General features: G+C 58.8%; 12 protein-coding genes and 1 pseudogene. 2 read left to right on the top strand and 11 right to left on the bottom strand.

The window, feature by feature from the left end:
* Positions 1 to 163, bottom strand: a pseudogene (locus tag ACUTJJ_RS14715) (non-homologous end-joining DNA ligase); the annotation flags it as partial.
* A 59-nt stretch (positions 164 to 222) separates the two neighbouring features.
* Between ACUTJJ_RS14715 and ACUTJJ_RS14710 the strand changes: the two are divergent.
* Entirely contained in the window at positions 223 to 540 is a 318-nt protein-coding gene (locus ACUTJJ_RS14710; RefSeq protein ID WP_020811210.1) for a hypothetical protein, read from the top strand.
* A 191-nt stretch (positions 541 to 731) separates the two neighbouring features.
* Here the strand turns inward: ACUTJJ_RS14710 and ACUTJJ_RS14705 are convergent, their stop codons facing one another.
* The 7 genes from ACUTJJ_RS14705 to ACUTJJ_RS14675 form a co-directional block, all read right to left on the bottom strand.
* Entirely contained in the window at positions 732 to 1,571 is an 840-nt protein-coding gene (locus tag ACUTJJ_RS14705) for a DNA adenine methylase (protein WP_020811209.1), read from the bottom strand.
* A gap of 197 nt (positions 1,572 to 1,768) precedes the next feature.
* Entirely contained in the window at positions 1,769 to 2,059 is a 291-nt protein-coding gene (locus ACUTJJ_RS14700) for a phage holin family protein (RefSeq protein WP_031234067.1), read from the bottom strand.
* Positions 2,060 to 2,255: 196 nt separating this feature from the next.
* Positions 2,256 to 2,525, bottom strand: a complete 270-nt coding sequence (locus ACUTJJ_RS14695; protein WP_020811207.1) for a hypothetical protein — start codon at positions 2,523 to 2,525, stop codon at positions 2,256 to 2,258.
* Complete coding sequence (locus ACUTJJ_RS14690) at positions 2,525 to 3,433, bottom strand: glycoside hydrolase family 19 protein (RefSeq protein WP_445542622.1); 909 nt, start codon at positions 3,431 to 3,433, stop codon at positions 2,525 to 2,527. Before ACUTJJ_RS14690 ends, ACUTJJ_RS14695 begins: the two co-directional genes overlap by 1 nt.
* 150 nt (positions 3,434 to 3,583) lie before the next feature.
* Positions 3,584 to 4,750 carry a phage late control D family protein gene (locus ACUTJJ_RS14685; protein ID WP_445542621.1) on the bottom strand — a complete coding sequence of 389 codons (1,167 nt, stop codon included), beginning with the start codon at positions 4,748 to 4,750 and terminating at the stop codon, positions 3,584 to 3,586.
* A gap of 3 nt (positions 4,751 to 4,753) precedes the next feature.
* Positions 4,754 to 4,966 carry a tail protein X gene (locus ACUTJJ_RS14680; protein WP_020811263.1) on the bottom strand — a complete coding sequence of 71 codons (213 nt, stop codon included), beginning with the start codon at positions 4,964 to 4,966 and terminating at the stop codon, positions 4,754 to 4,756.
* 6 nt (positions 4,967 to 4,972) lie between these two features.
* The gene (locus ACUTJJ_RS14675) at positions 4,973 to 5,437 is read right to left on the bottom strand and encodes a phage tail protein (RefSeq protein WP_443407258.1); all 465 of its coding nucleotides are present in this window, start codon (positions 5,435 to 5,437) and stop codon (positions 4,973 to 4,975) included.
* Positions 5,438 to 5,481: 44 nt separating this feature from the next.
* On the opposite strand from ACUTJJ_RS14675, the gene ACUTJJ_RS14670 reads away from it, so the two are divergent.
* On the top strand, positions 5,482 to 5,805 hold the full coding sequence (locus ACUTJJ_RS14670; protein ID WP_445542620.1) for a signal recognition particle: 324 nt from the start codon (positions 5,482 to 5,484) through the stop codon (positions 5,803 to 5,805).
* Here ACUTJJ_RS14670 and ACUTJJ_RS14665 read toward each other — a convergent pair.
* The 3 genes from ACUTJJ_RS14665 to ACUTJJ_RS14655 all read right to left on the bottom strand — a co-directional run bounded on the left by ACUTJJ_RS14665 (position 5,802) and on the right by ACUTJJ_RS14655 (position 8,939).
* On the bottom strand, positions 5,802 to 7,952 hold the full coding sequence (locus ACUTJJ_RS14665) for a phage tail tape measure protein (RefSeq protein WP_445542619.1): 2,151 nt from the start codon (positions 7,950 to 7,952) through the stop codon (positions 5,802 to 5,804). The genes ACUTJJ_RS14670 and ACUTJJ_RS14665 overlap by 4 nt on opposite strands.
* Positions 7,953 to 8,074: 122 nt before the next feature.
* Positions 8,075 to 8,350: a phage tail assembly protein gene (locus ACUTJJ_RS14660; protein ID WP_142182531.1), complete on the bottom strand. Its 276-nt coding sequence runs from the start codon at positions 8,348 to 8,350 to the stop codon at positions 8,075 to 8,077.
* Between the two features lie 76 nt (positions 8,351 to 8,426).
* Positions 8,427 to 8,939, bottom strand: coding sequence for a phage major tail tube protein (locus tag ACUTJJ_RS14655; protein ID WP_404492740.1), 513 nt, complete (start codon positions 8,937 to 8,939; stop codon positions 8,427 to 8,429).
* Positions 8,940 to 8,943: the final 4 nt, after the last annotated feature.

The raw sequence follows: 8,943 nt of genomic DNA, 5'->3' as shown, positions 1-8,943 counted from the left end.
GCTTTTGCTTCAGCAGCGCAAGGGCGGGTTCGACACGCGCCGGCATTGGCTCCAGCGGCAATGCCGGCTGGGCCTTGTTTCGCTTGCGGATCGGGCGCGATTGGATGGGCTTTCCATCATCGCGCAGCAGCGGCTTTGATTGAGGGCGACGGGGCTTTGTCATAACACCAGCCTGCGCCCGAAACCTTTACAATTATTTGTCAGGCACCCATGTCAGGAGGCATGAAGAAATATCCCGACGATCCCGGACCGGAACCGCGCTACCGCTGGCGCGAAACGTGGCCAAACGAGGGTCATGAAGATTATCGTGCATGGGACGGCGACCGGTCATTCGGCCGCATTATGCTTGAAGTCACCGGCACCATGAGGACAAAGTGGCGCTGGTCTATCAGTCATATTGACGGCGTAAAACAGACCATCTTGCCGCATAATGGCTGGGCGGATTATCCACGGGTCGCGGCGGCAAAGGTCGAGGACACATACGAGCAGATTGCAGCGCTCAATGGGTTGCCGATCAATCAGCCACCACGAAAGCCCTGAAGGAAAATCATTTCAGCATTCGCCGGCGGCCGAGACGCCGGCATGAAACATTCGTTCGCAATCTTGTAATTTTATTGCTGCCGTGGATCCGCTCGAGCGCGCGATCGACGCTAGAAATTAGAATGTCATTCCCGAAGCCAGCGCCAGAAACGCAAAAAGCCGCCCGGCGTAACCGAGCGGCTTTTTTTTGTTCATAGCAACGGCAGGTTTGGGATTGCAGGCTCTTTGCCGTCAAGAATGACGACTTCGCCAACTTCTTTGCCTTCGCCGCCCCGGATGGTGTAGGTGAGCGAAACCGGCGTCATTGGATAACGGCCGAAGATTTCACGCACTTCCGGCCGGTCATTGAGCGAGATCATGAAGCGGCCCTTGATCGTGCCGAGACGTTCGGCCATTTCCGCGAAATCGTCCCGCTTGAAGACGTTCTTTCCATAGTCGTTCTCGCAGCCATAGTAAGGCGGATCGAGGTAGAACATTGCGCCCGGCCGGTCATACCGCTCGATGAGCGTGCGCCAGTCGAGGCATTCAATCACGACGCCGGCGAGACGTTCGTGGACTTCCTCCAAGATCGGCGTAAGCCGCGTGACATTGAACCGAGCGCCGCCCGTGGTATCGACACCAAAGGTCCGGCCGGAAATTTTGCCACCAAAGGCCAGCTTCTGGAGATAGAGGAACCGGGCCGATCTATCGAGATCGGTCAAGGTCGAGGGATCGCACGCGGCCAGCCGCTCGAACTCCCGCCGTGACGTAATCTGGAATTTCATCACCTCCAGCAGCTGGGGCAAGTGACGCTGCAGAATGCGAAACAGCGTCGTCACGTCGCCGGAAATATCGTTGATGACTTCCGCGCGAGGCACAAGGCGACGGCGGAAGAATACCCCGCCCATGCCCGTGAATGGTTCCACATAGAGATCATGCGGGATTTGTTCGAGTAATGCAGCGATCCGGCCGGCGAGCTGCTTTTTACCGCCGAGATAGGCGGCAGGGGGAGACACTGGCCGCACTTCGGAAAACTGAAAGAGATTTTGCATTTGTCTAAGACCATCTTTTCTGACAAACCGCACCGGCCTGCGCAGGCGAAGGGTGCGGCAATGATCTTTGATGTTGTCGGGCGGGGTATGACGCCAATCTGCACCCGCTGTTGCAGCCGTGAGGCTGCGGCCACCCGAGGGCAGCTATAGAAACGGGCCGGGCAGGGGATTCCTGCCGGCCCGTTGTTCTTGCAAGGTCAGGCGACCTTTTTGCTAAACCAGCGCTGGAAGAGAACTTCCGTTCCGCGCGGCCCAAGATAGGCGAGCGCGGCAATAAGCCCGGTCGATGCGGGCTGGCTCATGCCGAGGTATGACGCAACGCCTTCACCGATTAGCGCCATACCCACGGCCACCGGAAATTCCCAAAGCAGCTCGCGCCCGAAAAACTTCCTGTTGCCCTTTCTGGCTTCGTTGCCGTGCCACATGAAGCGGCCGGCAAGTGCGCCAATGATAGTTGTAAATGCCCCGCCGCCCCATGCGGTCAGCATTTCGTTGAACGAGTTGAACTTGTCCACCTTCAGCCCCTTGGCTTCCTTGAAGCCTTACGATTTCTATTTGCGGCAGGCAGGGTCTTTCATGCACTGCTGGTTGTTTGAGTGGATGGCAGGGCCAGCCGTTGCATCCTGTGAAGCCAGCCGGGCCGCCTTCGCACTTGAAAAGTGCGTAATCTGATATCCGCTGCCTTCAGTCGTCGCAGGCGCTGTCAGGCAACCCGCTAGAGCGCATGAGAGCGAGGCAACGATGGCGAGGCGAAAGATCGCGGAACGATGCATTGTTTTTCTCCATGTTGGTGATGCGTTGGAGCGCGTTTTTTGCGGCCTTCGCCTCGCCCTCTGCGCGCTCGATGGAGCGCCCTTCGTGCTTTCCGAGGTGATAGGAGCCAGCGGTGAGGGCGAACGCGCAGAAAAGCCCCCCAGCCGCCATTTTCAGCCATCCGGCATCCAGACCGAACATTACGGCGCGGCGCTCCGGTTGATCGTGATCCGGCCGGAACCGACAAGCCACGTCAGAACCACAGCCCCGGTTGTGGCAAAGACCAGGCTACCGAAGGCCCACGGATTGGAGATCGCGCCGAACAGGGTTGCGCCGCTTTCAACAACGCCCTTCAGATCGTCCACCGCGCCGAGGCCGATAGCGCCGAGGAAGCTGCCGATGATCGTCAAGAGCGACTTGCTTTTCATGGCCGGCACGTTGTCCGGCTGGGCATCGCGCTCGGCAACATCGTCCGGCTGGCCTTGATAATAGGCGACGGTCGCCGCCTCCAATGCATCAAGGAAGAACTTGTAGTAGCCGGCGATCAGCTTCGCCTTATCGGTCCCGTTTACGACCGCCCGAGCGCCAATCGGATCATCCTTCTTGAGGTTGAAATAGTCCGTCAGCTTCTTGCCGGTAAACAGGCCTTCCAGCATGCCCACGATGGCAATCTCTGCGCTGATATCGAGATCGAGGGCGAGAGATGGATTGCCAACCAGGTCAACGCCGATCCGCTCGCCGAGGACTCTATAGTTTTCTTCGTGCGTGAGCTGGATATCGCCTCGCCCGAAGTAGGCTTTACCGTTCGCGCCTTTGCGCCAGTACGGCTTGCTGACCTGTCCCAGCCGGCCGGCTTTGTATGCCTTGTCCAAAGCAGCGATTGCGCCGGCGTCGGTCGAGGCGAAGGTTTCGCGCACGGGCACCATTCGGCCGCCCGTTTCGTGAAACACCGATGCCAGAATGTAGGCGAGGTGGCGCTTATCCGGAGCGGGAATTTTGTGAGATTCCCAGCACCGGAACAGTGCATTCATGCCATCAATCTGGCCCTGCGTGAGACGGCCGCCAAAAGGCGCGCGCCTCGCATATGCGAAGAACGTTGTCGCATCCATAAGGATAACTCCGATTTTGATGAGGATTGCCCGGAGGCGAGGGGAGAGATTGAACCTTGTGGTTCAAGCGCCCGGCGAGGCCGGACTTTGCCAAGTCACGCGATGCGACCAGACAGGAAAGGCCGACGCATTGCGCCGGCGATCAGCGATTTAGTTTTCGTCTGTGCGCCCCAGCCGAGGCGTCAGGAAGTGCGCCGGCGTTGCGGGTGTACCAGGTGCACTGTTCGGCGCGACCTTGCCGCCACCTTCCGTTCCGCCCTTCGAGCCGTCATCGCCGCCAGAGGAACCGCCGCCATCATCATCGTCGCCTTCCGTCGATGATTTGCCATCGTAGAGTTTGCCGGAAATGTCAGTGGTGAAGGTGCCTTTCGCGACATATTTGTGCGTGGCCGTGTCGATGATGTAGGGCACGCCATCAAGGCCCGGCCGAATGCCGGCGTAGAGCAGGGGAGCGCCGGCGCAGATCGAGGTATCGCCAATCACCGTGACCGATGTGCTACCCTCGCCACGCTTCAGGCTTTTGGCTTTCGCCTGCGCCGCCTTGTCGGCTTCATCAGGCGAGGAAAACGGCTCCGGAATGCGATAGACGCTTTCGCCGTCCGCATCCGCGTCCGCTTCGATTTCGACGCGCTGCGCCTTATCGCTGTCCTGATAGTAGGCAACGACCTTGCTGTATTTGGTGCGGTCGCCGATGTCGAATTTCAGGGTGTTCAGAAGCACCATTTCACGGGTGATGATGACACTACCGATATTGTTGCCGCTCGCCGATCTGCCCGATCCCAGCTTCGAGAACAGCAACCGGCCCTGCTTGATCGAGAAAAGCCCGTTATGGCGCTGGGCGAGCCGGCGCAGGAAATGCAGATTGCTTTCGTCCTGTTGGCCGATCCAGTCATAAACGAACTTCGATAGGTCGGAATCAATCGCCGGCGTCAGGCCGCTTTCATCGGCGATCTGCGAGACGATATCGCCAAGGGATTTTTTGTCCCATGCCCGCTCCTGCCGTTCCTTCAGCTTGCCGCTTCGGAAGTCCACGGCCTTTCCGGAGATCGACAGGCCATAGGGCAGACAAGAGCCATTGATCTTGTCTGCCGTGAAAGTGCCAAGCGAACCGAGATTTTCTCCGTAACCCATCCGGACCGCAATGATTGCACCCTTGCGGGGCAGGGCCAGAAAATCGGGCGAGCCATCGTTCAGCTCGATATCGACCGTGTCGGATTTCAAGCCTTCCTTATCGGTCACTGTGATGGATTTCAGACGCTCATAGAACGTGCCGGCCACGGGCTGGCCGTCAATGGTGACTTCGACGCGTGGATGCATGGTTCAATCCCAAAGGCTGACAAGGCGCGGTTGCGTCGTGGTGGACGGCATGGCCGGCATGATGATCGTGGTGCCGAGCGGCAGCACCACGCCCAGCGCCGCGAGGCCCGGATTTGCTTCAAGCACGGCCTCGACGACTTTTTCAGTCCGGCCGTAATGTGCGAGGCAGGCGAGATCGACGGTTTCACCCTGCCGCGTGATGTATGTGTTCGACATGGCAAATCACCGGAAGAGATTGGAAAGGAAGCTTGTGGCGCGATCCAGAATGGAACCACCGGGCATGGGCGTTGTGTCCGGCTGGCGCTTGAGCTTGATGGTGTACGCGTTGCGCGCAGCCTCGCCCCGCGCGTTGTGATGGGACTTATCTTCCTCGATACCCTGCACCGTGAAAATGCCTCGAATGACACCCTCGACCGCATCACCCGTCACCAGCATCATGGGCACGCCGGCAAGCGCTTCAGCGGCGATCCCATCGAGCTGCGATTGCCCGCCGAATTCTTCGGTGAAGATCACGCCGGCGATGGTGATTTCGTCTGACGTTGGGCCGGTCCATTGCTGGGGGTTGAGGGTTTGCCCCACAGCCACTTCAGTCCATTGGGTATTTAGGGAGCGTTTGACACCCTGATAGCCGAAGCCCAGCGCCTCGAAACCGAAGCCGCCGAGCATCATTGACGTGTAACCGGACATATTTTACCTCTGGCGAAGCATGATGAATAAGAGGGGGAACAGCGGTGAAGCCAACGCTGATACTTGCACCGCTGCTGATGTTCGCGACCGTTGCGTTCGCAGCGCCGAAGAAAGATTCCAGCGACGTTGCGCTTCAGTTAGGAACGATACTGGCCGCTGAAGAAATCTGCGGCCTGACGTACGATCATGAAATGATCGCCGCCTATATCGACAAAGCCGTCGCAGCTGACGACATGAGCTTCGCATCAACCCTTCAGCTGCTAACTGAGGGGAAAAAGTTTCAGCAGAAAAACATGTCGGAGGCTGCGAAGGCGGCTCATTGCACACAGATTCGCAGGACTGCCAAGGCGAACGGGTTCATCCGCTAATCGCTGTAAGAACTTTCAACACCCTGCCGCACCTTTTCGCCGACTTGCGCAGCGGCTGCATTGCCGGCCGCCTCCGGATCGGAAACGCCCGTGATGCTGATCTGGTTGTGGACCGTAACGCTAACAGGCTCGCGGTTTGTCACCCTGACATCCTGCGTGCCGTTAGGTGTGACCATCAGCGGAAGCGATCCCGCGTCGATGCGCGCCAAGACCGGCTGACCGGAGGCGCTGGCCGTCGCCGGTGCACCGCCCCCGGTTCCACCGACGCCAGAAATACCGGCGTGTTCGCGAAAGCTGAAATCCGGTTTGGCTGCATCGCCGAACCAGAAGCTATCCCAGCCGGAAACCCCCGAAGCATCCTTGTTGAGGCCAAAGAGCTTCTGCAAAGCTTCCTTGTACTTTTGCTGGTTCTTGACCTGATCGTCAAACGTGTCGCCGGGGGTGTCGCCCAAACTCTGGACGGACAGGCCGAAGCCGAGCTGCGAACCGAAACCCTTCAGCCACTGGCCAGCCTGACTGTACCATGGCAGAACGTCAGGGACATTGCCGCCCCCGCCTTTCGAGGCTTTCCCGCCCGGTTTTCCACCATCGCCACCCAGCCCCGGAAACTCACTCAAGGTTCCTATCGTCTTGAGGATTGAAAGCGCGGTACTCGCGCCGGAAAGAAGCATCAGCGCCCCCGCAAGCTTGCGAATGGTGCCGGCCAGCATCGCAATGCCCGAGGCGTACAAAAAGAGCTGGAAGCCGTAGCCGGACATTTCCGCAAGGAACTTGGCAATCGGGTTATCTTTGATCGCTTCATTCAGCTCGCGAATTGACGCACCCCATTCCTTAGCTCTCATGAAGATGCTGCCGATGCGGTCGGCCGCATTGGGGTCAACGGGGCCGAGCAGCAAATCGCCTAAGTCGTTTACGATATCGCGCACTCCACCATCGTAGCCAAGGCCTTGGGCGAACCCTTGAAGCGAGAGCGTCACTTTATCGAGAAGCGTAACTCTGTTTCCCAGCGTATCTATGATTTCGCCGATGGCTTGAGCGCCCTCGCGGATGGATGGCAACATCGCGTCACCCATCTCGGAGAACTTGTTGGAAATCTTGTTGCCCAAGAGATCGAGGACGTTGCGCGTGGTGTTTGCGCGCTGGACATACTCGGCAAAAGCCGATCCGGAATATTTCGTCCGGTCGGCCACGGATGCGAGCGCCTGGTCGAGCAACTGAATGTTGCCCACCAGCGGCATGAAGGCGCTCGCTTCATCACCGAAGAATTCAGACAGGAGCGAAGTTTGCTGATGCTTCGGAGCCTTGGCGATGGCTGTAAGAACCTTGCGCAAGGTGCCCTTGGCATCTTTCTGCATGTCCTTTGCGATGGTGGGCAAATGCAGGCCGAGGGCTTTTGCCGCGTCACGCTGCGACTTCTTTGCAAAGTCGCCCCGTGCCAAAGCGCGGATAACGTTCTTCATCGCCGTGCCGGCCGTGCTGGCATCCGAGCCGGCCGCGATCATGGCGCTACCCATGGCCGCGACGTCTTCTTTCACAAAGCCGCTCATCTCACCGATGGCGCCAACGCGCAGCATGAATTCGGTGACGTCCTTGGCCTTGGAGGCCATGTTGTTTGAGAGATGGTTGATGGCGTCGGCCATATCGCCCGTTTCGGCGACGTTCAAACCAAGCTGGGTTTTGAGCTTGGCGAGGCTTTCGCCGGCGTCGGCCGCCGTCATGTCGAAGGCGACGCCGACACGGGCGGCCATTTCGGCGAAACTTTGTAGATCCTCAGTCGCCACGCCAGACTCGCCGGCCGCCGCAAACAGGGCTGCAATGTCGGTTGCGGCCAGAGGGATTTCGCCGGACATGCGCCGGATGCTACGGCGCATGTTTTCAAATTGTTCGTCGGTCGCCTCGACAACCTTTTTCACGTCAGCGAAAGCGGTTTCGAACTCGATGGCAGCGCCGGCCGTCGCCGAGATACCTTCGGTCGCGCCGAGGTAGCCGGCACCCAGCGCGATGGCCTGCCCCATCAGCCCGCGCATCGGCGCGAACGCCTTCATCTGCTGGCCTTGCAGCCGGTCGAGAGTGCGGAAGATAGGCGCAGATTTGGCGACGACATCTTCCAGAAGGGAGATGCGCAGGGTGCTTTGCACGACAGACATTTATTGCCTCATGATCTTGGAAAGCTCACAGGACTTTTCGAAGTAGGCCAGCAGCTTTTTAGGAGACCATCGCTCGATTGCTTCAAGCGATGTGGAGTGACGTTCGGAGACGAAAACGGCGATTAGCCGCCAGTCGTGTCCTTCTTCTTCTCGTTTCCCAAGAGGCCGGCCGTCGCGGTGACGATCTTGGAAAAGTCATTCGCGCCGATCTTCTTGAACGCCGGCAGGGGCGTGTCAGAGATCGAGGCGAGGATTGCGGTCATCTTGGAAAGTTGCCCGGTCATCTGGTCGCCGATGATCAGATCACCCACCGTCGGCTCGCGGAAGGTCAGTTCGGAAATTGTGGTGTCGCCATTGGTGACGGGCTTTGCGAGGGCAACGGTTACAGTCTCGGTCATGGTAGAACCTCAAAGAAATGGCCCGCACGAAGCGGGCCGAATGAAAGGAGAATTTCGGGAGGGGAGTGACGCGCCCTTAGAGCAAGAGCGCGGTACGAATGTCGGCGTTTTGCGAGACGCCACCGACTTTGAATTCAAAATCATCCATTTCGTAGATTTCGTCGCCGTCGATTTCGAGCTTGTAGTAATTCACGTCCACGGCGTAGTCGTTTGCGGCCAGATCGCCACCCTTCCAGGTGCCCGGATCGGGCTTGTAGAGCTTGCCGCGAATGGACATGACGGCGCTATGCGTGGTGCCATCTTCATCGACATGCGCGCCGGTCACGAGGAAAGGCGTGTCAGCGCCGGGCTTCAGGCCGAAGAGCTTCAGAATGTCCGGATCGAGGCCCGGCATCTTGAAGCTGAATTCGAGCGCATTGTAACCAAGGTGCACGTTGCGTTCCTTGATCATGCCAGCGTTGCGCATCCCCTCGCGCTTGGCTTCCGGCACGGGCGGCGTGATTTCGCCGATCTGACCAAGCTGGCTCTGGCGATCTGCCCACAGCATGCAATCGCGAAGGATGTAACGGGGTAGGGATTTTTCTGCCATGTCT

It is taken from the genome of Agrobacterium sp. DKPNP3 (assembly GCF_052686535.1).
Note: the sequence above shows the minus strand (reverse complement) of the source record. Positions and strands in the feature narration are given on the sequence as shown.

Bases quoted from the DNA above. Each gene is read 5' to 3' on its own strand.
- ACUTJJ_RS14690 (WP_445542622.1), bottom strand. From the start codon at position 3,433: ATGGATGCGACAACGTTCTTCGCATATGCGAGGCGCGCGCCTTTTGGC.
- ACUTJJ_RS14695 (WP_020811207.1), bottom strand. From the start codon at position 2,525: ATGTTCGGTCTGGATGCCGGATGGCTGAAAATGGCGGCTGGGGGGCTT.
- ACUTJJ_RS14700 (WP_031234067.1), bottom strand. From the start codon at position 2,059: ATGCTGACCGCATGGGGCGGCGGGGCATTTACAACTATCATTGGCGCA.
- ACUTJJ_RS14655 (WP_404492740.1), bottom strand. From the start codon at position 8,939: ATGGCAGAAAAATCCCTACCCCGTTACATCCTTCGCGATTGCATGCTG.
- ACUTJJ_RS14705 (WP_020811209.1), bottom strand. From the start codon at position 1,571: ATGCAAAATCTCTTTCAGTTTTCCGAAGTGCGGCCAGTGTCTCCCCCT.
- ACUTJJ_RS14665 (WP_445542619.1), bottom strand. From the start codon at position 7,952: ATGTCTGTCGTGCAAAGCACCCTGCGCATCTCCCTTCTGGAAGATGTC.
- ACUTJJ_RS14680 (WP_020811263.1), bottom strand. From the start codon at position 4,966: ATGTCGAACACATACATCACGCGGCAGGGTGAAACCGTCGATCTCGCC.
- ACUTJJ_RS14710 (WP_020811210.1), top strand. From the start codon at position 223: ATGAAGAAATATCCCGACGATCCCGGACCGGAACCGCGCTACCGCTGG.
- ACUTJJ_RS14685 (WP_445542621.1), bottom strand. From the start codon at position 4,750: ATGCATCCACGCGTCGAAGTCACCATTGACGGCCAGCCCGTGGCCGGC.
- ACUTJJ_RS14675 (WP_443407258.1), bottom strand. From the start codon at position 5,437: ATGTCCGGTTACACGTCAATGATGCTCGGCGGCTTCGGTTTCGAGGCG.
- ACUTJJ_RS14660 (WP_142182531.1), bottom strand. From the start codon at position 8,350: ATGACCGAGACTGTAACCGTTGCCCTCGCAAAGCCCGTCACCAATGGC.